This is a genomic window from Neorhizobium huautlense (assembly GCF_030811685.1).
In the GTDB taxonomy this organism is placed as follows: Bacteria; Pseudomonadota; Alphaproteobacteria; order Rhizobiales; family Rhizobiaceae; genus Neorhizobium; species Neorhizobium huautlense_A.
The window spans coordinates 110795-133959 of sequence record NZ_JAUSRF010000008.1 but is presented as its reverse complement, the minus strand read 5'-3'; the positions used below and the strand labels follow the sequence as shown (position 1 = coordinate 133959).

Annotated in this window: 26 protein-coding genes and 2 tRNA genes; 10 read left to right on the top strand and 18 right to left on the bottom strand. The window is 58.9% G+C overall.

Annotated elements, in window-relative coordinates; all coding sequences use genetic code 11:
• Positions 1-120: 120 nt before the first annotated feature.
• From J2T09_RS13755 to J2T09_RS13720, 8 genes are all read right to left on the bottom strand, one after another.
• Positions 121-462 carry an AzlD domain-containing protein gene (locus tag J2T09_RS13755; RefSeq protein WP_306835529.1) on the bottom strand — a complete coding sequence of 114 codons (342 nt, stop codon included), beginning with the start codon at positions 460-462 and terminating at the stop codon, positions 121-123.
• Positions 459-1196, bottom strand: coding sequence for an AzlC family ABC transporter permease (locus J2T09_RS13750; protein WP_306835527.1), 738 nt, complete (start codon positions 1194-1196; stop codon positions 459-461). The genes J2T09_RS13755 and J2T09_RS13750 overlap by 4 nt, the downstream gene beginning before the upstream one ends.
• 73 nt (positions 1197-1269) lie before the next feature.
• The gene (locus J2T09_RS13745; RefSeq protein ID WP_306835525.1) at positions 1270-1800 is read right to left on the bottom strand and encodes an RNA 2'-phosphotransferase; all 531 of its coding nucleotides are present in this window, start codon (positions 1798-1800) and stop codon (positions 1270-1272) included.
• Positions 1801-1959: 159 nt separating this feature from the next.
• Entirely contained in the window at positions 1960-4491 is a 2532-nt protein-coding gene (clpA, locus tag J2T09_RS13740) for an ATP-dependent Clp protease ATP-binding subunit ClpA (RefSeq protein WP_306835524.1), read from the bottom strand.
• 9 nt (positions 4492-4500) lie between these two features.
• Positions 4501-4854 (bottom strand): ATP-dependent Clp protease adapter ClpS, encoded by a 354-nt coding sequence (gene clpS, locus J2T09_RS13735; protein WP_306835522.1) that lies wholly within the window; start codon positions 4852-4854, stop codon positions 4501-4503.
• Between the two features lie 356 nt (positions 4855-5210).
• Entirely contained in the window at positions 5211-5414 is a 204-nt protein-coding gene (locus J2T09_RS13730) for a DUF3126 family protein (protein ID WP_132273477.1), read from the bottom strand.
• 125 nt (positions 5415-5539) lie between these two features.
• Positions 5540-6364, bottom strand: coding sequence for a serine O-acetyltransferase (gene cysE, locus J2T09_RS13725; RefSeq protein WP_306835515.1), 825 nt, complete (start codon positions 6362-6364; stop codon positions 5540-5542).
• Positions 6365-6467: 103 nt separating this feature from the next.
• The gene (locus tag J2T09_RS13720; protein ID WP_306835513.1) at positions 6468-7244 is read right to left on the bottom strand and encodes an alpha/beta fold hydrolase; all 777 of its coding nucleotides are present in this window, start codon (positions 7242-7244) and stop codon (positions 6468-6470) included.
• 158 nt (positions 7245-7402) lie between these two features.
• Here J2T09_RS13720 and J2T09_RS13715 point away from each other — a divergent pair, with 158 nt between their 5' ends.
• The 3 genes from J2T09_RS13715 (at position 7403) to J2T09_RS13705 (ending at position 9202) form a co-directional block, all read left to right on the top strand.
• Positions 7403-7657 carry a hypothetical protein gene (locus J2T09_RS13715; RefSeq protein WP_306835511.1) on the top strand — a complete coding sequence of 85 codons (255 nt, stop codon included), beginning with the start codon at positions 7403-7405 and terminating at the stop codon, positions 7655-7657.
• A gap of 113 nt (positions 7658-7770) precedes the next feature.
• Positions 7771-8016, top strand: a complete 246-nt coding sequence (locus J2T09_RS13710; protein ID WP_132273473.1) for a zinc-finger domain-containing protein — start codon at positions 7771-7773, stop codon at positions 8014-8016.
• 16 nt (positions 8017-8032) lie between these two features.
• Positions 8033-9202 (top strand): FAD-dependent monooxygenase, encoded by a 1170-nt coding sequence (locus J2T09_RS13705; protein WP_306835504.1) that lies wholly within the window; start codon positions 8033-8035, stop codon positions 9200-9202.
• Here J2T09_RS13705 and J2T09_RS13700 read toward each other — a convergent pair whose 3' ends face one another.
• The gene (locus J2T09_RS13700; protein WP_306835502.1) at positions 9203-10393 is read right to left on the bottom strand and encodes a cystathionine beta-lyase; all 1191 of its coding nucleotides are present in this window, start codon (positions 10391-10393) and stop codon (positions 9203-9205) included.
• Positions 10394-10734: 341 nt separating this feature from the next.
• On the opposite strand from J2T09_RS13700, the gene J2T09_RS13695 reads away from it, so the two are divergent.
• The 4 genes from J2T09_RS13695 to J2T09_RS13680 all read left to right on the top strand — a co-directional run bounded on the left by J2T09_RS13695 (position 10735) and on the right by J2T09_RS13680 (position 15019).
• Positions 10735-11757, top strand: a complete 1023-nt coding sequence (locus tag J2T09_RS13695) for an amino acid ABC transporter substrate-binding protein (RefSeq protein WP_306835500.1) — start codon at positions 10735-10737, stop codon at positions 11755-11757.
• Positions 11758-11876: 119 nt separating this feature from the next.
• Positions 11877-13070 carry an amino acid ABC transporter permease gene (locus J2T09_RS13690; protein ID WP_306835498.1) on the top strand — a complete coding sequence of 398 codons (1194 nt, stop codon included), beginning with the start codon at positions 11877-11879 and terminating at the stop codon, positions 13068-13070.
• A gap of 3 nt (positions 13071-13073) precedes the next feature.
• Positions 13074-14234, top strand: coding sequence for an amino acid ABC transporter permease (locus tag J2T09_RS13685; RefSeq protein WP_306835496.1), 1161 nt, complete (start codon positions 13074-13076; stop codon positions 14232-14234).
• 14 nt (positions 14235-14248) lie between these two features.
• A complete protein-coding gene (locus tag J2T09_RS13680; protein WP_306835490.1) occupies positions 14249-15019 on the top strand; it encodes an amino acid ABC transporter ATP-binding protein in 771 nt (256 codons plus the stop codon).
• 83 nt (positions 15020-15102) lie between these two features.
• On the opposite strand, the gene J2T09_RS13675 is transcribed toward J2T09_RS13680, so the two are convergent.
• Positions 15103-15717 carry a hypothetical protein gene (locus J2T09_RS13675; protein ID WP_306835489.1) on the bottom strand — a complete coding sequence of 205 codons (615 nt, stop codon included), beginning with the start codon at positions 15715-15717 and terminating at the stop codon, positions 15103-15105.
• 223 nt (positions 15718-15940) lie between these two features.
• Positions 15941-16264 (bottom strand): hypothetical protein, encoded by a 324-nt coding sequence (locus J2T09_RS13670; RefSeq protein ID WP_306835488.1) that lies wholly within the window; start codon positions 16262-16264, stop codon positions 15941-15943.
• Between the two features lie 60 nt (positions 16265-16324).
• Here J2T09_RS13670 and J2T09_RS13665 point away from each other — a divergent pair, with 60 nt between their 5' ends.
• Positions 16325-16852, top strand: coding sequence for a PAS domain-containing protein (locus J2T09_RS13665; protein ID WP_306835487.1), 528 nt, complete (start codon positions 16325-16327; stop codon positions 16850-16852).
• A gap of 88 nt (positions 16853-16940) precedes the next feature.
• On the opposite strand, the gene J2T09_RS13660 is transcribed toward J2T09_RS13665, so the two are convergent.
• The 3 genes from J2T09_RS13660 to J2T09_RS13650 form a co-directional block, all read right to left on the bottom strand.
• Positions 16941-17138: a hypothetical protein gene (locus J2T09_RS13660; RefSeq protein WP_306835486.1), complete on the bottom strand. Its 198-nt coding sequence runs from the start codon at positions 17136-17138 to the stop codon at positions 16941-16943.
• A 211-nt stretch (positions 17139-17349) separates the two neighbouring features.
• Positions 17350-17426, bottom strand: a tRNA-Arg gene (locus J2T09_RS13655).
• 19 nt (positions 17427-17445) lie between these two features.
• Positions 17446-17751, bottom strand: a complete 306-nt coding sequence (locus J2T09_RS13650; RefSeq protein ID WP_306835485.1) for an ETC complex I subunit — start codon at positions 17749-17751, stop codon at positions 17446-17448.
• 260 nt (positions 17752-18011) lie between these two features.
• On the opposite strand from J2T09_RS13650, the gene J2T09_RS13645 reads away from it, so the two are divergent.
• Positions 18012-18428 (top strand): MerR family transcriptional regulator, encoded by a 417-nt coding sequence (locus J2T09_RS13645; protein WP_306835484.1) that lies wholly within the window; start codon positions 18012-18014, stop codon positions 18426-18428.
• A gap of 67 nt (positions 18429-18495) precedes the next feature.
• Here the strand turns inward: J2T09_RS13645 and J2T09_RS13640 are convergent, their stop codons facing one another.
• From J2T09_RS13640 to J2T09_RS13625, 4 genes are all read right to left on the bottom strand, one after another.
• On the bottom strand, positions 18496-21036 hold the full coding sequence (locus J2T09_RS13640) for a heavy metal translocating P-type ATPase (RefSeq protein WP_306835483.1): 2541 nt from the start codon (positions 21034-21036) through the stop codon (positions 18496-18498).
• A gap of 186 nt (positions 21037-21222) precedes the next feature.
• Positions 21223-21299 (bottom strand) — tRNA-Pro (locus J2T09_RS13635).
• A gap of 92 nt (positions 21300-21391) precedes the next feature.
• Positions 21392-21868 carry a DUF192 domain-containing protein gene (locus J2T09_RS13630; protein WP_306835482.1) on the bottom strand — a complete coding sequence of 159 codons (477 nt, stop codon included), beginning with the start codon at positions 21866-21868 and terminating at the stop codon, positions 21392-21394.
• 2 nt (positions 21869-21870) lie between these two features.
• On the bottom strand, positions 21871-22449 hold the full coding sequence (locus J2T09_RS13625; protein WP_306835481.1) for a cold-shock protein: 579 nt from the start codon (positions 22447-22449) through the stop codon (positions 21871-21873).
• 201 nt (positions 22450-22650) lie between these two features.
• On the opposite strand from J2T09_RS13625, the gene gloA reads away from it, so the two are divergent.
• The gene (gene gloA, locus J2T09_RS13620; RefSeq protein WP_306835480.1) at positions 22651-23091 is read left to right on the top strand and encodes a lactoylglutathione lyase; all 441 of its coding nucleotides are present in this window, start codon (positions 22651-22653) and stop codon (positions 23089-23091) included.
• The last annotated feature ends 74 nt before the right edge of the window (positions 23092-23165 follow it).

Genomic DNA, 23165 nt, shown 5'->3' with positions numbered 1-23165 from the left:
CTAGGATCTAACCACGCCGATAATATCAAACCGTTGCAGATCCTCGGGACAGGCCCGAGGATGACGACGGAGGGGTTGGCGACCTTGTCCGCAGTTTGAGACGGGCATTGCTGAATGCCTCTACGGCTGCAAAAACAGCAGTCCCGCAATGAGGATGGCGATCGGCACCAGCACGCCGACCGCCACTCTTTTTCCCGTCCCGAGAAACACCGCAAAACCGATGCCGGCTGCGGCCAGTCGCAGCCAGAGCGGCGAGTTGGCAAGCGTGCCGGTCGGAAACACGATCAGCTTGGCCGTGACCGCCATCACCAGCGATGTCGCAACCGCCCTCACCCAATAGAGCGCCTCCGAATCCTCGTTCAGCCGATGGCCGATCAGAACACCCAGCCAGCGCCAGATATCGGTTGCCAGAAATCCGGCAACGATAATAACCACATAGGTCCACCATCCCTCCGCCATCACGCAGCCTCCGATTTTGCCAAGAGCTTGCGGCGGCGATTGCGGTCGATGAGATAGGCGACGGTACCGCCGCCGATGCCGGCCACAAGAACATCAAATCCCGGCACGATCAGCGCCAGCGTCGGCCCGGCCACGATGCCGATGACAAAGGCAATTTTCACCACCGGCTGCACCGCACTCGCCCAGATCGACGAGATGAAATAGACCGGCGTCAGCATGAACAGGGCGCCTGCGATGACCGGCGGAAACTGCGACACCACGCCGTAACTGACACCGACGATCAGCGTATTGGTCAATGTCAGCGTCATGCCGAAACCGGCGAAAAACGCGACGCGATGATCGCGCGGCACATCGCGCAGATGCCGCGAGGCAAACACCCAGGACGTGATGGCGATAAAATGCGAGACGAACAGCAGCACCGGCAGCGGCGTCTTTTTGGTGCGCATTTCCGGCATGATCGATGCCACCATCGGCATCATGCGGATCGATGACAGCGTCACGGCAATGAAGGACGCGGCGATATGGGCATTGCCCAGCATGGTGCCGATCAGAATCATCTGCGCCGGCAGCGCCCAAATGCCGAGCGTCATCGCCACCGCCTCGCCGCGCGTCAAACCCGATTCCAGCGCGAAGGCGCTGAAACCGACATATGATGTCATCAGAATGAAGGCGGGCAAGGAGAAGATGCCGCGCATGCCGGTGAAAAACCAGCCGAGATTGCCGCGAGGTGAAGACATGAAAAATCCGATTGCCGTTCGTCAACCGGACTAACGAAACCGCGCCGTCACGACAAGCCCAACCTATTGACGATCAGAACGCCAGATAGGCCGGCGGCACGCTGTCCGTCAGCCACACGCCATTATCCGCCTGAAAGAACGAAAACCCGTCGCGCTGCATGGCGGCCGTATCGACCTTCAGCACCACCGGCTTGCCGTGACGACTGCCGACCTTGATGGCGGCCTCCTCATCGAGCGACAGATGCACATGCCGCCGGCTGCCGGCCTTCAGCCCTTCCGCAAAGATCGAATCGAGATTATCCCGCGCCGTGCCGTGAAACAGGCTTGCCGGCGGCTCGCTTGGCGTCAGCGCCAGATCGATCGCTACCGAATGTCCCTGCGCCGCCCGGATCGACTGGCCGTCATCGGACAAGCTGAACCGCTTCTTGTCATTTGTCGCAACCGTGTTTTCAAGGATTTCGCGGTCGATCTTAAAACCCTGCTTTCGCGCGGCAGCGATCAGCGCATCAACCGGCGTCCAGCCATTGGCATCCAGCGTGATGCCCAGTCGCTCCGGCGCATGACGCAAAACATGGCTCAAAAGCCTGCTGATTTCGCTCGACATCGGTCCGTCTCCTCGGGCCGACGTCAGATGCCAGCCTTCATTGTCTGTTGTGTTCAAGGACGGCGTAAATAGGCGACGGCTCGGCAACGTAAACCCGAAAACGACAATGCCGGGTTTTTACCCCGGCATTGCCATCACTCAGAACCGCAGATGCGGATTTTACTTCTTCTTCGGAGCCTTCGGGGCGGCACTCTTTTTCGGCGCTGCCTTGGCCGGCTTTTCCTCGGCGATCACGTCACCATCGTCCGCGACCGCAGCCTTGGCGGCACTGCCGCCCTTGGTCTTCGGTTCGGGCTTTTTCGCCGTCTTGGCCTTGGAAACCTTGCCCTTGGCCTCTTCAGCCACGCCCTTCACCTCGGCCTCCGGCTTCGGCTTGACCGGCACGGCTTCCGGAATGCATTCGAGCTTCAGCGTGCTCTTGTCATCTTCGTCCTTGCCGAGCGTGACGTTGACCACACCACCCTTGCGCAACTTGCCGAACAGGATCTCGTTGGCAAGAGGCTTCTTGATGTGTTCCTGGATGACACGCGACAGCGGCCGCGCACCCATCTTCTCGTCATAACCCTTGTCGGCAAGCCAGGCGATCGCATCCTGATGCAGGTCGAACGTGACATTGCGTTCCGAAAGCTGGCTTTCCAGCTGCATCACGAATTTCTGCACGACCTGATGGATGACTTCCGTCGGCAGCGGTGCGAACGGGATGATCGCATCGAGACGGTTGCGGAATTCCGGCGTAAACAGGCGGTTGAGCGCCTCTTCGTCTTCACCGGTGCGCTTGGAGGAACCGAAGCCGATGGCGGCCTTGGCCATTTCCGATGCGCCCGCATTGGTCGTCATGATCAGGATGACGTTACGGAAATCGATCTTCTTGCCGTTGTGGTCGGTCAGCGAACCATGGTCCATAACCTGCAGCAGGATATTGTAGATATCCGGATGCGCCTTCTCGATTTCGTCGAGCAGGACCACGGAATGCGGATGCTGGTCGACGCCATCGGTCAGAAGACCGCCCTGGTCGAAACCGACATAACCAGGAGGTGCGCCGAGCAGTCGCGAAACCGTGTGTCGTTCCATGTATTCCGACATGTCGAAGCGCAGCATTTCCACGCCGAGCGACGAGGCAAGCTGTTTGGCGACTTCCGTCTTGCCGACGCCTGTCGGGCCGGAAAAGACGTAGGAGCCGATCGGCTTGTTCGGTTCGCGAAGACCGGCACGGGCCAGCTTGATCGCCGTCGACAACGCCTCGATCGCCTTGTCCTGGCCGTAGACGACGGAACGCAGTTCCTTTTCCAGGTTGGCGAGAACCATCTCGTCATCCTTGGAAACCGTCTTGGCCGGAATGCGGGCCATCGTGGCGATCGTCGCCTCGATTTCCTTCTCCGTAATCAGCTTGCGGCGCTTGGAAGCGGTCAGCAGCATCTGCGCCGCACCGGTCTCGTCGATCACGTCGATCGCCTTGTCCGGCAGCTTGCGGTCGGAGATATAGCGGGCCGAAAGTTCGACAGCCGCCTTGATCGCCTCGTTGGTGTAACGCAGCTTGTGATATTCTTCGAAATAGGGTTTCAGGCCCTTCATGATCTCGATCGCATCGTCGATCGACGGCTCGTTGACGTCGATCTTCTGGAAACGACGCACCAAGGCCCGGTCCTTTTCGAAGAACTGGCGATATTCCTTATAGGTGGTCGAACCGATGCAGCGGATTTGGCCCGAGGACAGAGCCGGCTTCAACAGGTTGGACGCATCCATGGCGCCGCCCGATGTCGCACCCGCACCGATGACGGTGTGGATCTCGTCGATGAACAGAACCGCGCCCGGAAACTCTTCGAGTTCCTTGACGACCTGTTTCAGACGCTCCTCGAAATCACCGCGATAGCGGGTGCCGGCGAGCAGCGTGCCCATGTCGAGCGAAAAGATCGTCGCGTCGGCGAGCGCTTCCGGCACCTTGCCTTCAACGATACGCTTGGCGAGACCCTCGGCAATCGCCGTCTTGCCGACGCCCGGATCACCCACGTAGAGCGGGTTGTTCTTGGACCGGCGGCACAGGACCTGGATCGTACGGTTCACCTCGGAATGGCGACCGATCAGCGGATCGATGCGACCATCCTTGGCCTTGTCGTTCAGGTTGACGCAATAGGCCTTCAGCGCATCGGCGGGCTTCTTGGTCGCACCATCATCCTGCTCGCGCGAGGAGGATGATTTTGCATCCGCATCACCGTCTTCGGCACCGCGAGGCGTGCGCGCCTGCGAAGCACCCGGACGCTTGCCGATGCCGTGGCTGATGTAGTTGACCGCATCGTAGCGCGTCATTTCCTGCTCCTGCAGGAAGAAGGCGGCATGGCTTTCGCGCTCGGCAAAGATGGCGACGAGCACGTTGGCACCGGTCACTTCCTCACGACCGGAAGACTGGACGTGAATGACCGCGCGCTGGATCACGCGCTGGAAGCCGGATGTCGGTTTTGAATCCTCGTCGTAACCGGTGACGAGGTTGGCCAGTTCGTTATCGACGTAATCGGACACCGTCTTGCGAAGGTTGTCCAGATTGACATTGCACGCGCCCATCACAGCCGCCGCATCGGAATCGTCGATCAGCGCAAGGAGCAGATGCTCCAGCGTTGCATATTCGTGGTGCCGCTCATTGGCGAAGGTCAGTGCCTGATGCAGCGCCTTTTCGAGACTAGGCGAAAATGTTGGCACGGCGTTACCTCACTTCTTTTCCATAACACATTGCAGCGGATGCTGATGCTGTCGGGCGAAATCCATGACCTGACTTACTTTGGTCTCTGCGACCTCATACGTAAAGACACCACATTCGCCGACGCCATGATTATGGACATGCAGCATGATGCGCGTCGCCGCGTCGAGGTCCTTCTGGAAAAAACGCTCCAGAACATGAATGACGAACTCCATGGGAGTGTAGTCGTCATTCAGCAAAAGCACACGGTAGAGACTTGGCTTCTTGGTCTTCGGTTTCGTTCGGGTGATCACCGACGTCCCGCGATTACCCTCGTCGCCGTTTCCGTTCTTGTCGTCCTGCATAAAGATCGGCACTGCGATCATCGTCTTTCATTCCCCAGTCGTCCGGCAGCCGATCATTGGGAGGTTGATCGAACCGGACATTGGACCTTTAACTTAGTTCATTCGCGAAGGATTTTAAGCCCTCCACGCGTGTGCGCAATCACAATTCCGAAACGGAAGCCATCCATGAAGCGGAAAATGCGGGACTGCACGGCAGTATCACGTCATCCCGACAACGATTGAACTCGCTGTTGTCGGTCATATAGGAGCGGCGGCTCATCGAAAAAAGATGCGCCCGCTAGCTTGCGCCGGGCCGACGCTCCGAAAACCCTCGAAAGCGCCCATGAAAAAAGCGGGCATGAAAGCCCGCCTCGTTCATGTCCGGTATCCGATATCGATCAGAGATCGACGTCGAGGATCGCCATCGTAAAGTTGTAGGAACGCTCTTCGTCCTCATCATCGATGTAAACCACACCGAGGAATTCATCGCCGGCATAGACCTCGGCCGAGTCGTCCTTGCGCGGGCGCGCCTTGACCACGAAGGTCGGGTTGAAAACGCGCTTGAAATAGGCGTCGAGTTTCTTGATTTCGTCCGGTTTCACTGGCGTTTCTCCGTCTGTCGTTCGTGTTGCGGCGCTTGTGACATGGGTTGGCGGGAAATGTAAAGACGGGAAAAACCTCCATCCTCAATGATGAGAATGGCGAGATAGCGCAGAGGCTTTCAGGGTCAATCCTCGGCCAGCAGCATCTGGTCCATGACGCGAGACGGCTCCGAGCAGCCGGCACTGCCGACAACCTTTGCGGGAACGCCAGCGACCGTCGTGTTGTGCGGCACGGACTTGAGCACGACAGAACCCGCTGCAACACGAGAGCAATGGCCGATCTCGATATTGCCCAAAATTTTCGCCCCTGCCCCGATCAGCACGCCATCGGCGATCTTGGGATGACGGTCGGCGCCTTCCTTGCCGGTACCGCCGAGCGTCACGCCATGCAGGATCGATACATTGTCGCCGATCACGGCCGTTTCGCCGACAACCAGGCCGGTGGCATGATCAAGGAAAATGCCCTTGCCGATGCGGGCGGCGGGATTGATGTCCGTCTGGAAAACGCTGGACGACCGGCTCTGCATGTAAAGTGCGAAATCGCGACGGCCACGGTTCATCAGCCAGTGCGCAAGGCGGTGCGTCTGCAGGGCATGAAAACCCTTGAAATAGAGAACGGCTTCAAGGAAGCGCAGGCATGCGGGATCGCGGTCGTAGACGGCCTGGATATCGACACGCAGGATGGCACCCCATTCCGGCCAGTCCGCCAGCATTTCCTCAAAGGTCTGGCGCAAAAGAACGGCCTGCAGATCCGGATGATCGAGGCGTTCGCAGATCCGGTGGATGACGCAATCCTCCAATGAGCGGTGGTTCAGCACCGTCGAATAGAGAAATGCGGCCAGCAGCGGATCATGCTCCGCTCCGGCGCGCGCTTCCTGGCGCAGCGTATCCCAGATCGGATCCACCATGGCGACGGCATCCTTCTGCAGGGCCTCGTGACGTGCGGACATGGAGACTTCCTTGTTTCTTCAGGCGCTCATTATATAGAACAAGTTTGCGACGATACCAATGGCACCGGAAATGCATTCCGGTGAACCATAAGTTCAACGCCATTCAAAGGCTTGCGTAGAATTCCAGCACCGCCGCCTTGAACACGCGGTCGCCGACGGCGAGCATGTGATCGCGGTTGGGGATATCGAGTGCGCGTGCATTCGGCATCAGCGCTGCCAGTTCCTGCGGCGAACCGGCGATATCGTCCCTGGTGCCGACACCGATCAGCGTCGGAATGTCGATTTTGCCCATATCGGAACGCTCGACCAGATCGCGTGATCCGCGGATACAGGCCGCCAACGCATCGCGGTCGCTCTTCGTCTGCTCGGCAAACATGCGGAACATACGGCCACGATCATGGGTAATGTCGTCGATGACATCAGCCACCAGCGCATCGGCGATCGGATCCCAGTCACCGACACCATCGGTCATGCCGATACCAAGACCACCGAGAACGAGCGAGCGGATACGCTCGGGATTGGCCAAGGCCGCGAAGGTGGAAATGCGCGCGCCCATCGAATAACCCATGACATGCGCCTTTTCGATGCCGAGATGATCGAGCAGCGCGATCGCGTCGGTCGCCATCACCCACGGACGATAGGCTTCGGCATCGCGTGGCTTGTCGCTGGCGCCATGGCCGCGATTGTCGAGTGCGATGACGCGGTAGCCCGCCTCGCCCAGCGTTTTCAGCCAGCCCGGATGCACCCAGTTGACCGTCGCCGTCGAGGCAAAACCGTGGATCAGCAGCACCGGATCACCGGACGGTTCGCCTTCGTCGAAGAAGGCAATCTTCAGGCCATCATGATCGAACTGCGAAAAGGTCGGAGCATTGAGGTTCATGGCATATCCTGTCTGGACGACATATTTCGTCATGCGGTCAAACCGCTTGTCGGTGCTTAAACGCAATTTTTGGTGCAAGTTTCAAGTGCGCAGGATCAAATCCTCTTCATCAAGGCAAACTCGCAGTCTATAAGCGCGGCAAATCGAAAGGACAGATCTTGGCTGCACGCGACCGATATTCCCGAAAGCTCGAATGCTCGCAATGCGGACACGCCGGTTATGCCGAGGTTTCCGAGGACGACGATCCGCGCCGCAAGACGCCGGGATTTCAGGTGGACGAGATGCCTGTCGGCTTCGTCACGGAATTTGCCGCCAACGATCCGCGCAAATACATGATCCGCTGCCGCTGCGGCCACAAGTTCCGCTTTCTGCAGAAGACCGTTTATGCGCCGGGTGGAGAACCTCGGCGCTGACCTGACGAAGGACAGGATGCGACCTTTCGGAAAATGGTCACATCGGAATTTTTCCTACACATTCAGCGGGCCTCACTATATGGTCGCTCGCAACTCATCGATCGGAGACGAACATGGCCGGGCATGCAATTCCTCACTTCCAGAACGACGGCGGTCACGCGGCCATCGAAATCGGCGTCAAGGAATTCATGTGCACGGGTGCCAATGTGCCCTTCGACCATCCGCACATCTATATCGACATGGGCGACGACAACGAGAAGGTCTGCTCCTATTGCTCGACGCTCTATCGCTACAATCCGAACCTGAAGGCCGACCAGACCGAGCCGGCCGGCTGCGTTTTCCACGTCAAGGCGGCCTGACCTCCGGTTCAAGCGCATGACAGTAAAAAGAGTTGCGATCGTCGGCGCCGGCATGGCCGGCCTGACGGCGGCCCTGGCATTGGCGCGTCGCGGCATTGCCAGCGATATCATCGAACAGGCAACGCGCCTTGAGGAAGTCGGCGCCGGCCTTCAGGTTTCGCCCAATTCCGCCCGCATATTGGCTGACCTCGGCGTCCTCAAAACGCTGGAACCGATCTGGAACGAGCCCGATCATATCGCGCTCGCCTCCGGCCTGTCGTTGCGTGTGCTCGCCAATGTGCCGGTCGGCCGGTTCGCACGCGAACGCTGGGGCGCGCCTTATGGCGTGCTGCACCGCACGACGCTTCAGCGCGCTTTGCTCTCGGCTGTCGAAAAACAGCCTTTGTGCAAGATCCATCTCGGCGTGCGACTCGACTACCCCGGCCATGACGCCTTTGCAGCCATCACGGGCCATCGTCCCGATCTCATCATCGGTGCGGATGGCGTGTGGTCGCAGGTGCGCACCATCGTACCGCAGGCACCGATCCCGACCTTTTCCGGCAATATCGCCTGGCGGCTGACCGTGCCGGCGGCCAAGGCACCCGCCGCCTTGAAGGTGAATGCGGTAACAGCCTTCATGGGACCGGGCGCGCATCTGGTGTCCTATCCATTGAAGGAAATCGACGGATACAACGTCGTTGCCATTTCCACCGGCCTCAATCCGGGCCAGACGTGGCAGGCGCACGCCAATACGAAACAGCATGACCTGCTGATGCAGCAGTTCTCGCTTTGGCATTCGCAAATCCAGGACCTTCTCAGCGAGGCAAAGGACGCGACCTTCTGGCCGCTCTATGAAGTCGAACGTGGCCGATGGCACAACGGCAGCGACACGGTTCTGATCGGTGATTCAGCGCATGCAATGATGCCATTTGCGGCACAGGGCGCCTCCATGGCGATCGAGGATGCGGCACGCCTCGCCGTTCATCTGAGCCGGTCAGGTTCCCTGCCGGACAGGCTCGCAGCGTTCGAGCAGGAACGTGTGGCCAGAACCGACAAGGTGCGCAATCGCGGCGCCTTCAATCGTTTTGCCTATCATGCGCGCGGCCCGGTGCGGCTGGCGCGCAATCTCGTCCTGTCGATGCGGTCGCCGCAATCGCTTGCGGCCGACCTTGACTGGCTCTACGGCTTCAACGCCGCCGATCCGTGATCACTTCACCTCGGAAGCCGCCGCAAAGCCGGCTTCCAGATCACGCTTGATGTCAGCGACATCTTCAAGGCCGATCTGCAGGCGAATAAGCGGCCCCTCGCTCGGCGCCTTGCGGATCGTGCGGTCGGACAGATTGACGGGCACCGCAAGGCTTTCAAAACCGCCCCAGGAATAACCGAGGCCGAACAGCTTCAACCTATCCAGAAACGCGTGCGAACGGGTCTTGAACTGAGCCTGTTCATCGACCTTCAGCACGAAGGAAAACACGCCGCTCGCCCCCTTGAAGTCGCGTTTCCAGATAGCATGGCCGGGAAAACTCGGCAGCGCCGGATGCAGAACCCTGGCGACGTCATCGCGGCTTTCCAGCCATTTGGCGATCTCCAGCGCACTTTTCTGGTGGTGCTCAAGGCGAATGCCCATCGTGCGCAAACCACGCAGGATCTGGTAGCTATCGTCCGGCGCACCGCAAATGCCCATCGCGCCATGTGCGGCCAGAAGCGCCGGCCAATGTTTTGCATTGGCGGAAACGGAGCCCATGACGATGTCGGAATGGCCCGATGGATATTTCGTCGTCGCATGAATCGACACATCCACACCGAAATCGAGCGGCCGGAAATAAAGCGGCGTCGCCCATGTATTGTCCATAGTCACGACGCAATCATGCCTGTGGGCGGCATCGCTGATGGCGCGGATATCCTGCATTTCCATCGTGTTCGAACCCGGCGCCTCCGTGTGAACCAGCTTCGTATTCGGGCGGATCAGCGCCTCGATGCCGGCACCGATTTCCGGATCGTAATATTCGACCTCCACACCCATGCGCGTCAGCATCGTATTGCAGAAGTGCCGTGCCGGCTCATAAACCGAATCGACGATCAGGGCATGATCGCCCGCTGACAGATAGGCGAGGAACGGAATGCTGATGGCGGCAAGCCCGGATGGGACCAGAACGGTGCCGGCGGAACCTTCGAGTTCGTTGAACGCCTCGCACAGCGCATCCGTCGTGGTCGTTCCGCGGGTGCCATAGGTATATTTCTGGTCACGCCGCTCCATCGTGGCGCAATCGGGAAACAGCACCGTGGAGGCGTGTACGACCGGCGGATTGACGAAACCGTGATAATCGCGGGGATTATAGCCGATATGCGCCAGCCGCGTGTTTGATCCAGCATTGTCTAAAAAAGCGTCTTTTTTCATGTCCTGCTCACGGCCCTTTTTCAAAGATGTGACGTAATCTTTGGCAGACGCGCATGCGAAGGGTCAAGTCGCAGGCAAAAGCGAGAAAATATCGGCGTTACGATAGCTTAGCGCTTATGCAATGCATGCTTAGTTATTGAGCTTTTGCCCTGCCAATGTGCATATTTTCGCAATTATCATGGTTTGAGGCAGGAATTAGGCAGGCACATCTTGACCATGACTGGTTTTGCGACTGTGATAGGCATTGCTCGTCATGGGGAGGCCTTGCGAGCAGCCGTGGCATGCGCCGTTATGCTTGCCGCCGGCGGGGATCAATCACAAAAACAGATAAGGTTGGGAAAATGAAAAAGACGCTTCTGTCAGCTGCGATTGGCGCGGCAGTCCTGGGCATCAGCTCGGCGGCATCCGCTGCGACACTTGATGACGTCAAGGCAAAGGGCTTCGTTCAGTGCGGCGTCAACACCGGTCTCGCCGGCTTTGCACAGCCGGATGCATCCGGCGCCTGGAAGGGTTTTGACGTCGATTACTGCCGTGCCGTTGCTGCCGCCATCTTCGGCGACGCCGACAAGGTGAAGTACACGCCGACCACCGCGCAGAGCCGCTTCACCGCGCTCCAGTCTGGCGAAGTCGACATTCTGGCTCGTAACACCACCTGGACCATCAGCCGCGACACCGCGCTCGGCTTCAACTTCCGTTACGTCAACTACTATGACGGCCAGGGCTTCATGGTTCCGAAGTCGCTCAACGTGAAGTCGGCTCTCGAACTGTCGGGCGCCGCCGTCTGCGTACAGTCGGGCACCACGACCGAACTCAACCTCGCCGACTACTTCCGCACCAACAACCTGCAGTACAACCCGGTCGTCTTCGAAAAGCTCGAAGAAGTGAACGCCGCCTACCAGGCCGGCCGTTGCGACGTCTACACGACCGACCAGTCGGGCCTGTATGCAACGCGTCTGGCGCTGTCCAACCCGGATGAGCACGTCATTCTGCCGGAAATCATCTCCAAGGAGCCGCTCGCTCCGGCCGTCCGTCAGGGCGACGACAAGTGGCTCGACGTCGTGACCTGGGTTGGTTACGCGCTGGTACAGGCTGAAGAATTCGGCATCACCTCGGCCAATGTCGACGAGATGAAGAACTCGACCAACCCGGACATCAAGCGCTTCCTCGGCACCGAAGCCGATACCAAGATCGGTACCGACCTCGGCCTGACCAACGAATGGGCTTACAACGTCGTCAAGGGCGTCGGTAACTACGGCGAAGTCTTCGAGCGCAACATCGGCCAGGGCAGCCCGCTGAAGATCGCTCGCGGCCTCAACGCTCTGTGGAGCAAGGGCGGCCTGCAGTTCGCGCCGCCGGTTCGTTGATCGCATGACATGAAGTCCGCAGGACGCATTGCCGTCCTGCGGACTTTCTCGCATCCAAAAATATAAAAAATAAAACAAAAACAAATGACCCATGAAGGGTCACAGGGGATTGGCAAAGCATGACGGATAGTACCGTAACTGCGCCCCCGCCCAAGCGGGAAACCAAATCACTTATCTACGACCCCAAGGCGCGCAGCATCTTCTTTCAGGTGCTCACGCTTGTCGGTGTCGTTGTTGCCGTCATGTGGATCGCCCACAATGTCAGCAGTAACCTCGCGCGTACGAACACGGCTTCGGGCTACGGCTTTCTGAACGGCCGCTCCGGATTCGATGTCGGTCAGTCGCTGATCGCCTATTCGAGCGATTCGACCTATGGCCGCGCCATTCTGGTAGGCTTGCTCAACACGCTTCTCATTGCCGTCACCGGCATCATCACCGCAACGATCGTTGGTTTCATCATCGGCATCGGGCGCCTTTCGAAAAACTGGCTGATCGCCAAGCTCTGCATGGTCTATGTGGAAATCTTCCGCAACATTCCGCCGCTGCTTGTCATCTTCTTCTGGTATTCCGGCGTGCTCGCCGTCCTGCCGCAGCCGCGTGATGCCATCCAGGGTCCGCTGTCGACCTTTCTCAGCAATCGCGGCCTGACTTTCCCCTACCCGATCTGGGGTGACGGCGCGTCGGTCATTCCGATTGCCTTTGTCATTGCCGTCATCGGCGCCATCGGCTTCGCCGTCTGGCAGAAGAAACGCCAGATGGCCACCGGCAAGCAATTGCCGACCGGCTGGATTTCCGCCGCCATCATCATCGGCCTGCCGCTGCTTGCCTTTCTGGCCGTCGGTGCGCCGCTGACCTTCGATTATCCGGTCGAAGGCCGCTTCAACCTGTCCGGCGGCGGCACCATTCGCCCCGAATTCGTTGCTCTCTATCTCGCACTGTCGCTTTATACCGCTGCCTTCATCGCGGAAATCATCCGTGCCGGCATCAAGGGTGTCGGCAAAGGACAGACGGAAGCTGCTGCGGCACTCGGCCTTCAGCCGAACAAGACGACCCAGCTCGTCGTCGTGCCCCAGGCTTTCCGCATCATCATCCCGCCGCTGACCAGCCAGTATCTCAACCTGACGAAGAACTCTTCGCTCGGCGTCGCGATCGGCTTTCCGGAACTGTTTTCCACCGGCAGCACATCGCTCAATCAGACCGGTCAGGCGGTCGAGATGATCTCGATCATGCTGGCCATCTATCTGACGATCAGCATCCTCACCTCGCTGTTCATGAACTGGTTCAACGCCAAGATGGCACTGGTGGAGAGATAAGCGATGTCCGACAACACACTCTCCTATGTCCGCGCCGACATGCTTGGCGCCGAACCACCACCGATCAGCAACAAGTCCGTGGCCGGCTGGCTGCAGACCAACCTCCTGGCGACACCGAAGGACGTGGTCCTGACCATTATCGCGCTGGCGGTTCTGGCATTCACCCTGCCGGGCATTATCAACTGGCTGTTCATCCAGGCAAGCTGGGTCGGCTCGGACCGTTCGGTCTGCGCCACCATTGCCCAGGGCGGCATCCAGCCGGACGGCTGGAAAGGTGCTTGCTGGGCTTTCGTTCAGGATCGTTTCCAGCAGTTCATCTTCGGGCGCTACCCGATCGATGAGCGCTGGCGCGTCATCCTCGTCGGCCTGATGCTGATCGTGCTGCTGGTCCCTCTGCTGATCCCCAAACTGCCGCACAAGACGATCAACGCCGTGCTTCTGTTCGTGGTGTTCCCGATCGTGGCATTTGTCCTGCTGCGCGGCGGCGACTTCGTTGGCCTGCAGCGCGTCGACACCCCACTCTGGGGCGGCATGATGGTGACGCTGATCCTGTCCTTCGTCGGTATCGCAGTCTCCTTCCCGTTCGGCATCCTTCTGGCGCTCGGCCGCCGGTCGAACATGCCGATCGTGAAAATGTTCTGCGTGATCTTCATCGAAGTGATCCGCGGCGTGCCGCTGGTCATGGTTCTGTTCATGGCCAACGTGATGTTGCCGCTCTTCCTGCCGGTTGGCTGGACGATCGACAACTTCCTGCGTGCGGTCGTCGGCGTCGCGCTGTTTGCCTCGGCCTATATGGCGGAAGTCATCCGTGGCGGCCTGCAGGCCATTCCGAAGGGACAGGCTGAAGGTGCCGATTCCCTCGGTCTCAGCTACTGGCAGAAAACCCGCCTGATCATCCTGCCGCAGGCGATCAAGGTGGTCATTCCCGGCATCGTCAACACGTTCATCGGACTGTTCAAGGATACATCGCTCGTGTCGATCATCGGCATGTTCGACCTCCTCAACATCATCCGCCTGAACTTTGCCGACACGACCTGGATCACGCCGATGACGCCGCTGACCGGCCTCGTCTTCGCCGGCTTCGTGTTCTGGATCTTCTGCTTTGGCATGTCGCGCTATTCCGCCTTCATGGAACGGCACCTCGATACCGGCCACAAACGATAATAAGGGGAAAAAACATGGCTGACGCCCAACCCAAAATGACCGTTTCCACCACGGACACCGCTGTCGAGATCATCGGCATGAACAAGTGGTACGGCGATTTCCACGTGCTGCGCGACATCAACCTGAAGGTGATGAAGGGTGAGCGCATCGTCATCGCCGGACCGTCCGGCTCGGGCAAGTCGACGATGATCCGCTGCATCAACCGACTGGAAGAACACCAGTCGGGCAATATCATCGTCGACAATATCGAGCTCACCAACGATCTGAAGAAGATCGACGAGGTGCGCCGCGAAGTCGGCATGGTGTTCCAGCACTTCAACCTCTTCCCGCATCTGACAATCCTGGAAAACTGCACGCTGGCGCCGATCTGGGTCCGAAAGATGCCCAAGAAGGAAGCCGAGGAAGTGGCGATGCACTACCTCAAGCGCGTGAAAATCCCGGAACAGGCCCATAAATATCCGGGCCAGCTGTCCGGCGGTCAGCAGCAGCGCGTGGCGATCGCCCGCTCGCTCTGCATGAAGCCGAAGATCATGCTTTTCGACGAGCCGACGTCGGCGCTCGATCCGGAAATGGTCAAGGAAGTGCTCGACACGATGGTGAGCCTTGCCGAAGAAGGCATGACCATGCTGTGCGTGACCCACGAAATGGGCTTTGCCCGCCAGGTCGCCAACCGCGTCATCTTCATGGACCAGGGCCAGATCGTCGAACAGAATTCGCCGCAGGAATTCTTCGACAACCCTCAGCACGAGCGCACCCGCCTCTTCCTCAGCCAGATCCTGCATTAAAATTCTTCTGGCCGAAAACACCAAGGGGCGCCGCGAGCGCCCCTTTTCATTACTGCCGTTTCGCACAGGCAACGGCGGCCAATTCACCACTTGAACGTATAACGGGCGCTGATGTTGCTGGTCGGCTCTGTTGCCGCGGTCGTCTGTTCAATGCTGCCATTCAGCGAAAGGCGCGCGCTAATCTTCTGCTCGACGGCGATCCCGGCGCCCAGTTCCCTGAACGTATCGAGCGCCTTGGCCTGCAGGATCACGGCCGTCCCGCTGGACGCGCGCGAAACCTTGACGGACTGGCTTGCCTCGCCGATCCAGTTGGATGCAGCACCATCATAACGCATGCCGTATTGCCGGTTCACCTCGATATCCAGTGCCTCGCTGGCAATGCGCTTTTCCGACATGATTACCCGGGCGCCACTGCTGCCGGTCACCGCGTCGAGATTGATGCGGATGTCGCGGTTTAGCTGATAGGCAGGCGTCTGAATGCTCGAAGCGGTAACCTTGCCCCAGAATTTGACCGGGGTGTTCACCACCGCATTCTTTTGCGAATCCAGACCGAAATTGATGCCCGCTTCCGGCTGCAACTCGTTGGGCAGACGCAGGCCGAGCTTGACGCCGTAGCTGGTGTCGGAGTTTTTTGTAGGCGTCCAGATCAGCGGTCTCTCGTCCGCCAGGCTCTGCCCCGCCAGAAGCATCAGAGCCATGGGCGCCAAAACGGCGCATGTTGTTGAAACAAATCTTGCCATGCAATCCTCATCGAGGCTTGGATCTGTGCGCGCGCATTCACTTCGATGCACTTCGACGCAGTTCGGACCTGCACGAAACATTGACGGCCCCAACGGCCCTGCCCCATGCTGACGAAGTTCCGGAACGGCAAAGCAGTCCCGGAGACGAAATCGATTACGATGTAATGGTGCTTTTCAGCTTTCAAACCATGCCAATGGCACGGCTGTCCGCCACCGCGTCATGCAGTAGCTGCAACGCATATAAGAATACAAAAGAATGCGGCTTTTTCAAATCCTGAATGCAACATGAACAGGAAAGCTTGGTTACAAGATTTTTCGCGCGATAAATTTGCCGCACCGCAATAGGCGTGTCAGTCCAATTAGGCGGCTGAAATGCCTGAAATCCGGTCACCGACAAAAAACGGAGGATTTCGCCCCGCAATGCATCATTTCGGGAAACGTATCGACCAGGCGCAACCGCCTGATGAATGCCATGTCCACAACGCAACACAGGCCACACACGCATAGCGCTTGCTATTTCGGTATTGAGGAATAGTCTTTGGAAAGCTGCTGTTGAGGCCTCCCAATGAGCGAACCAGAAACAAGCATATTCGCACTATCATCCGACGATGCCGGCGTATTCAATTGGAATGTCGACACCAATCTCTTATGCGCCGACGAACATTTCGCAGACATTTTCGGGCTGGATCCCGATGATGTCCGAAATGGCCTGCCGATCGAAACATATCTCGCGGCCATCTGGGAGGGTGATCGCCGCAGTGTCGCCAAAACCCTGCATCAAGCGATTTCGACCGGCGGTTCCTGCTTTCAGGATTACCATGTCGCCCGCCCCGATGGCAGCATCGTGCATGTGGTCGGCATTGGCCGTTGTTTTCGCAATATTCAGGGCGAAGCTACACGTTATGTCGGTGTCGTCTTTGACGATGTCGAACTGGACGACACACAGACAGCGACATTGCTCGACCTTTATTATCGCAATGCCGAACGGGCAGCCTTCGAACTCGAAGAAGATGCCGGGTCAGACGTGCTGACCCGAGCCGTGAACCGACTGGAAGAGAAAGAAAAGAAAAGCCGCATCACTGTCCATCACTGACAGCCCTCTTTTTCAATCCTGAAATTCTTTCCCGCGCGAAATCCCGCATAGGTCGCAGCCCGGTCTCCTGCACCAAGCAGGCTGGCAATCAGCCATCCAGACGCAGGCTCAACTGACGCCCCGGCTTCAGGGCTGCAACCGGCTGACGCGTATTGGCGATCTGGATCCGCTCGAAGCGATCCTTCTTCTCACGCTCCCAACGCTCGCGGCGCTCTTTCGATTTTTCAACGGCCGCCAAGGCGCGTTCAATGACCATATTGGAACCGGCTGTACGCTCTGCATGCATGGCGTTCTCCTGCATCGAGATGCTTTGTTCTCTTTATGTTCTGTCATTTCTAAAAAAATGTCAAGCGCGGGCGAGAATCGACGTCTTTCCCAAGCGTTTTGACATCGTTGTCACCGGCATTTTCTCTCGGCCCGGAGAGAACAAAACACAAAAAAGCGCCCGACATTCGCCGAGCGCTCCAACACATTTCTTTTCAAGATCAATAAGTTAGTGGCGACCCCTGCAGGACTCGAACCTGCGACCTACTGCTTAGAAGGCAGTTGCTCTATCCAGTTGAGCTAAGGGGCCTTACCGGCCGACGCTGGTATCAGTGGGTCCAGGGCGTCGTGCGGCTGTAACGGAAATTGTCGGTGTAGGACACGACCTGGCGGGCCGGTTCCTTCGGCTGGATGACGCGGTATTCGATACCGTTGCGTTCCGCATAGGCGCAAGCCTGTTCCAGCGTTTCGAATGTCAGCTTGAGCTGCTGTTTCATGTCGCCGGAAGAGGTATAGCCGAGGATCGGATCGATCCGGCGCGGTTCTTCCTGATCGAATTCCAGAAACCAGAGATGCGTCTTCGCCTTGCCGGACTGCATCGCGGTCTTGGCTGGACGATAGATCTTGGCGGACATGCTCAGCTCCCCATATGGACATGAAATCCGGGATCGATGATCTTCGCGCCGCGTTTTCACCCGGCATGTGAAAGACCCATCGAAACGGACGACACCACAACCCATATTGATGTCTGGAAGCGTTCGTTGCGACCGCGCGCTCCCGGTGAATTCCGTTGTTCCGCTGGCCATAAAACTCCATTAGAACAATTGCTGAATGGACCGACTGACCCTTGAAGTCAAGCGTGGTTCTCAAGAACTTGCGGCAGTGGAGGCGACATATGCTGACGATTGGTGACTTGTCCAAAACGACCGGCGTCAAGGTGCCCACCATCCGGTATTACGAGCAGGCGGGCCTCCTCTCCCACAGCGAACGTTCGGAAGGCAATCAGCGGCGATATTCAAGGTCGGAGCGCGAGCGCCTGTCCTTCATCAAACATGCGCGCGAGCTGGGCCTTACCATCGATGCCATCCGCGAACTGATCGATCTCAGCACCCACCCGGAAAAACCCTGCGGCCAGGCGGACCGCATTGCCGCCGAACAATTGGCTGCTGTTCGGGAGAAGATCGCGCGCCTGAAAAAGCTGGAGGCGGAACTGGAGCGGATTTCCAGCCATTGCCACACCAATCAGGTGCGTGATTGTTATGTCATCCAGGCGCTGGCCAATCACGAACTCTGCACCAGCGAACACGACTGACAAAAACAGAAACGTCGCCCGACATTTTCGGGCGACGTATTGTTTTCGGCAATATTGGCTTTCAAGGCTAGCGGATCGGCCGCAACAGCCGCAGCGCGTTCATGGTCACCAGCACAGTCGCGCCCGTATCGGCCAGGATGGCCGGCCACAGTCCGGTCACACCGATGACGGTGGTGACAAGGAACACCGCCTTCAGGCCCAGGGCGATGGTGATGTTCTGAAAGATGGTGCGCATGGTGCGCTTCGACAGATCGACCATCAGCGCCACATCACCGACACGACCGTGCAGCACGGCGGCATCCGCCGTTTCCAGCGCCACATCGGTGCCGCCGCCCATGGCGATGCCGATATCGGCGGCGGCAAGCGCCGGCGCATCATTGATGCCGTCACCGATCTTGCCAACGACAAAACCTTGGCTCTTCAGCTCGCCGACGATCCGCTGCTTGTCTTCCGGCATCAGTTCGGCCCGCACCTCGATGCCGAGCTGCGCTCCGACAGCCGTTGCGGTTCGGGCATTGTCGCCGGTCAGCATGATCGTCTTGATACCGGCATCGGTCAGCGTCTTCAGGCCCGCCACGGCATCGGCGCGCGGTTCATCACGAAGGGCGATGGCGCCGGCCAGAGTTTTGTCGATAATCAGAACAGACACGGTCTTGCCCACATCATTCAGTGCAGTGATCGACCGGGCATGTGCCGGAGACAAGGAGACCTGCTCGGCGGCGGCCTTGGGCGAACCGAGAAAAACCTCCGCACCGTCGATCACGGCCGTCACGCCCTTGCCGCCCAGCGCCTGTCCGGCGCTCGCCGGCAGAAGCGCGAGACCGTCTTCGTCGGCCTTCTCCAGAATAGCGCGCGCCAGCGGATGGCTCGACCCCGCTTCCAGCGAGGCGGCATAACGAAGGACCTCTTCACCGCTGCGGCCAAACGGCAGGATATCCGTCACGACAGGCTTGCCGGCGGTCAGCGTACCGGTTTTGTCGAAGGCGATGGCGGTGAGTTTGCCGAGCCCTTCCAGCACTGCGCCCCCCTTCATCAACAGGCCACGGCGGGCACCCGCTGAAAGGGCAGCCGCGATCGCCGCCGGTGTCGAGATGACCAGCGCGCAGGGGCAACCGATCAGCAGTATCGCCAGACCCTTGTAGACCCATTCATTCCATTCCCCACCCGCCAACAGCGGCGGCAGGATTGCCACCAGAGCGGCCACCAGCACCACGCCCGGCGTGTAATAACGCGAGAAACGATCGATGAAGCGCTCGGTCGGCGCCTTCTTTTCCTGCGCTTCCTCGACAAGGCGCACCACACGGGCAATGGTATTGTCTTCAGCCGCCGCCGTGACACGCACGCGCAGCGCCGAATTGCCGTTGATCGTGCCGGCATAAACCGGCGAATCGATCGTTTTTTCCACCGGCACGCTTTCTCCCGTCACCGGCGCTTCGTCGATCGCGCTTTCACCCGCAACGACAATGCCGTCGGCGGATACCCGGTCGCCGGGACGCACCAGAATGATCGAGCCGACAGCCAGGGTTTCCGCGGCCACTTCGCGGGTCTTTCCGTTCTCTTCCACCAGCGCCGTTTTCGGCACCAATGCCGTCAGCGAACGAATGCTGTCGCGCGCACGGCCGGCGGCCACGCCTTCCAGCAATTCACCGACAAGGAACAGGAACACGACCGTCGCCGCCTCTTCCGTCGCATCGATGACAAGAGCACCAACGGCGGCAATCGTCATCAGCATTTCAATCGAAAACGGCGTGCCGAAACGTGCCGCCATAAAGGCGCGGCGCGCGATCGGCACAAGGCCGACCAGCATGGCAAGAATGAAGGCATAGGTGGCGATGGCCGGCACGAGATGCCCAAGTGTATAGGCGGCGGCAAGGGAAAGGCCGGAAACGATGGTCAGACGCCCCTTTTTGCTCTTCCACCATGGCCCCTCACCCGCGCCATGATCGTGACCATGCAGGCCAGCGGCTTCCGCCGGCTCATCGCCATGCTGATGACCATGATTCGAACCCTCGCGAGCGGGAGCGATCCTGACGATCGGCGTTACGGAAAAACCAAGTCCGGCCACCTGCTTTTCGACTGCGGCCAGATCGGTTTCGGCCCCATGGGTCACAGTCAACGTGCCGGCCGTCACCGAAACATTGACATCCTCGATGGCCGGCAGGCGACGCAATGCCGTATCGATCTTCGCGGCGCAGGATGCGCAATCCATGCCGCCTACGCGAAAACGGGATTGCAGAACGGCACTACCTGCCGTCTCCACATGGTTATCCGTCTCTCCGTGATCATGGCCGTGGTGGCCGAAATGATCGGCGTGATCGTGGTGGCTGTGGCTGCAACCCGGACCATGGACATGGCCGCCGCGCGCCGGTGCCATGGCCCCTGTTTTCGGCACCATGATTCTGGCGGCAAAACCGAGGCTAGAAAGCGTCCTGCCGATTCCCGCCAGATCGCCATCCGCATCATGTGCCACCGTCATCGTGCCGGCAGTCACCGACACCGATACATCCGAAACGCCCGGCATGCGACGAACGGCGCGATCGATCTTGGTGGCGCAGGACGCGCAATCCATGCCTTCGACGGCAAAACGGGTCTGAACGGGCTTTTTCATGGGAATGATCCTCTTCTCGATGGGATCATTCGTACGACCTCTAGTAACTAGAGCTACAAGCGCTAATTTCGCGCAATCGGGAAAAACAGCGCAGATATCGTTCCAGAGAAAACAGCAACACTGTTTTCTTTCAATATTTTCAGATTTTCGGGAATTTGAAATCGATCAGCCATGTGAGCTGATCAATGGTCGGAGTGGAGAGATTCGAACTCCCGACCCTCTGGTCCCAAACCAGATGCGCTACCAGACTGCGCTACACTCCGTTCCAAAGATGACTGCGAGATACACGGTTCATGCCGTTGCCGCAACAGCAAAAAACGCTGTTTGCGCAACATTCGTCAAACCAGTCCACCATTTATTTCGCATTGCCGATCTGGCGGCTCTTTACCGTGTCGCCCGGCTTGATGCCCAAAGCCCTGGCACGACCACCATTCAGCTCCAGAACATATTTGACCGGCCCGCGCGAGGAAATGATCGCATCCGACTGCGGCGTCGCGTTTTCGTGGATATGGCTGATGGCCCCGTCCTTGCGGATGAACAGCATGTCGAGCGGCAAAAGCGTGTTGCGCATCCACATGCTGACATCGCGCGACATGCCAAAATCGAACAGCATGCCGCTATCCGCCGCCATTTTTTCGCGCAGCATCAGGCCCTGCTCGCGCTGTGCATCATCAAGAGCCAATTCCACCGTGAACTTATGGCTCTGCCCACCAGCCGTTTCGATGACCAGCGGCTCCGTGCCAAAACGCACCGGCGCGGCCGCAGCACCACCCACAAACAGAGAGAGCGCCAGAACGGCGCTCGCAAAAAAAGTCATAACAGCGGCACGCATGATCAATGCGCCCTGTTGCCGGGCGTCGGGTTGTCCGGGTGGATTTCCGCCGCCATCATGCCCTTGTCGCCGGGTCCGAAGCGCACCAGAACCACCTGGCCGGGGCGCAGCTCGGTCAGGCCGAAACGGCGCAGCGTTTCCATGTGGACAAAAATGTCCTCGGTGCCCTCGCCGCGCGTCAGGAAGCCAAAGCCCTTGGTGCGGTTGAACCACTTGACGATGGCGCGCTCAAGCCCGCTGGTCGGCGTTACCTGAACATGGGTGCGAACCGGCGGCATCTGTGAGGGATGCACCGCCGTCGACTGGTCCATGGAGAGAATGCGAAACGCCTGGAAACCGCGATCCCGTCGCTGGATCATCGCCACGATGCGCGTGCCTTCCAGGATCGTCTGGTAGCCGTCGCGGCGCAGGCAGCTCACATGCAGCAGAACATCCTGCATGCCATTGTCGGGAACGATGAAACCAAATCCCTTGGCCACGTCGAACCATTTTACCACGCCGGTGATTTCAATGAGCTCGACCGGTTCGCCCGAGAGCTCTTCGAATGCGGCAATGTCTTTCGATGACATTCTGTCAGCCATGTTTTCTCAGCCCCTCGATACGCGTCACGAAGTTACGGTTAACTGATTCTTGAGAAGTCAGAATAACATTGCGCCGACCGTAGAGCGCAAGCCCCGACTTCTTTTATCTTCTGCTTAAGCTGCATGCCTTGTCCGAGGCTGACGGCTGATGCATATCCCAAGGCGTCGCCACGCCTGACATGACAAGCCTAAGGAGCCCTCATGCGCTATCTTCACACCATGGTCCGCATCAAGGACATCGACGCTTCGCTGAAATTCTACACCGAGATCTTTGGTCTTCAGGAAGTGCGCCGCACCGAAAGCGAAAAAGGCCGCTTCACGCTGATCTTCCTGGCAGCCTCCGAGGACGTGGAAGCCGCCCGCGCCAACAAGGCACCCTGCCTTGAACTCACCTATAACTGGGACACCGAGGATTATACCGGCGGCCGCAATTTTGGCCACCTCGCTTACGAAGTCGACAATATCCACGAGTTCTGCCAGCACCTGATGGACAAGGGCATCACCATCAACCGCCCGCCGCGCGACGGCAACATGGCCTTCGTTCGCTCGCCTGACGGCATTTCCATCGAAATCCTTCAGAAGGGCGCAGCGCTCACCCCGGCCGAACCATGGCTCTCCATGCCGAATACCGGCAGCTGGTAATCTGAAGCGCCACGGCGCTCAAACGGCTTTCCCGAAAGCCTGACACAGGCTTGCATGTGCATCATGCAGGCCTG

Bases quoted from the DNA above. Each gene is read 5' to 3' on its own strand.
- clpS (WP_306835522.1), bottom strand. From the start codon at position 4,854: ATGATCGCAGTGCCGATCTTTATGCAGGACGACAAGAACGGAAACGGC.
- J2T09_RS13690 (WP_306835498.1), top strand. From the start codon at position 11,877: ATGACGGATAGTACCGTAACTGCGCCCCCGCCCAAGCGGGAAACCAAA.
- J2T09_RS13650 (WP_306835485.1), bottom strand. From the start codon at position 17,751: ATGTCCGCCAAGATCTATCGTCCAGCCAAGACCGCGATGCAGTCCGGC.
- J2T09_RS13720 (WP_306835513.1), bottom strand. From the start codon at position 7,244: ATGAACCTCAATGCTCCGACCTTTTCGCAGTTCGATCATGATGGCCTG.
- J2T09_RS13665 (WP_306835487.1), top strand. From the start codon at position 16,325: ATGAGCGAACCAGAAACAAGCATATTCGCACTATCATCCGACGATGCC.
- J2T09_RS13745 (WP_306835525.1), bottom strand. From the start codon at position 1,800: ATGTCGAGCGAAATCAGCAGGCTTTTGAGCCATGTTTTGCGTCATGCG.
- J2T09_RS13750 (WP_306835527.1), bottom strand. From the start codon at position 1,196: ATGTCTTCACCTCGCGGCAATCTCGGCTGGTTTTTCACCGGCATGCGC.
- gloA (WP_306835480.1), top strand. From the start codon at position 22,651: ATGCGCTATCTTCACACCATGGTCCGCATCAAGGACATCGACGCTTCG.
- J2T09_RS13695 (WP_306835500.1), top strand. From the start codon at position 10,735: ATGAAAAAGACGCTTCTGTCAGCTGCGATTGGCGCGGCAGTCCTGGGC.
- J2T09_RS13670 (WP_306835488.1), bottom strand. From the start codon at position 16,264: ATGCGTGTGTGGCCTGTGTTGCGTTGTGGACATGGCATTCATCAGGCG.
- J2T09_RS13710 (WP_132273473.1), top strand. From the start codon at position 7,771: ATGGCCGGGCATGCAATTCCTCACTTCCAGAACGACGGCGGTCACGCG.
- J2T09_RS13625 (WP_306835481.1), bottom strand. From the start codon at position 22,449: ATGGCTGACAGAATGTCATCGAAAGACATTGCCGCATTCGAAGAGCTC.
- J2T09_RS13685 (WP_306835496.1), top strand. From the start codon at position 13,074: ATGTCCGACAACACACTCTCCTATGTCCGCGCCGACATGCTTGGCGCC.
- J2T09_RS13640 (WP_306835483.1), bottom strand. From the start codon at position 21,036: ATGAAAAAGCCCGTTCAGACCCGTTTTGCCGTCGAAGGCATGGATTGC.
- J2T09_RS13630 (WP_306835482.1), bottom strand. From the start codon at position 21,868: ATGCGTGCCGCTGTTATGACTTTTTTTGCGAGCGCCGTTCTGGCGCTC.
- J2T09_RS13660 (WP_306835486.1), bottom strand. From the start codon at position 17,138: ATGCATGCAGAGCGTACAGCCGGTTCCAATATGGTCATTGAACGCGCC.
- cysE (WP_306835515.1), bottom strand. From the start codon at position 6,364: ATGTCCGCACGTCACGAGGCCCTGCAGAAGGATGCCGTCGCCATGGTG.
- J2T09_RS13680 (WP_306835490.1), top strand. From the start codon at position 14,249: ATGGCTGACGCCCAACCCAAAATGACCGTTTCCACCACGGACACCGCT.
- J2T09_RS13675 (WP_306835489.1), bottom strand. From the start codon at position 15,717: ATGGCTCTGATGCTTCTGGCGGGGCAGAGCCTGGCGGACGAGAGACCG.
- J2T09_RS13645 (WP_306835484.1), top strand. From the start codon at position 18,012: ATGCTGACGATTGGTGACTTGTCCAAAACGACCGGCGTCAAGGTGCCC.
- J2T09_RS13700 (WP_306835502.1), bottom strand. From the start codon at position 10,393: ATGAAAAAAGACGCTTTTTTAGACAATGCTGGATCAAACACGCGGCTG.
- J2T09_RS13705 (WP_306835504.1), top strand. From the start codon at position 8,033: ATGACAGTAAAAAGAGTTGCGATCGTCGGCGCCGGCATGGCCGGCCTG.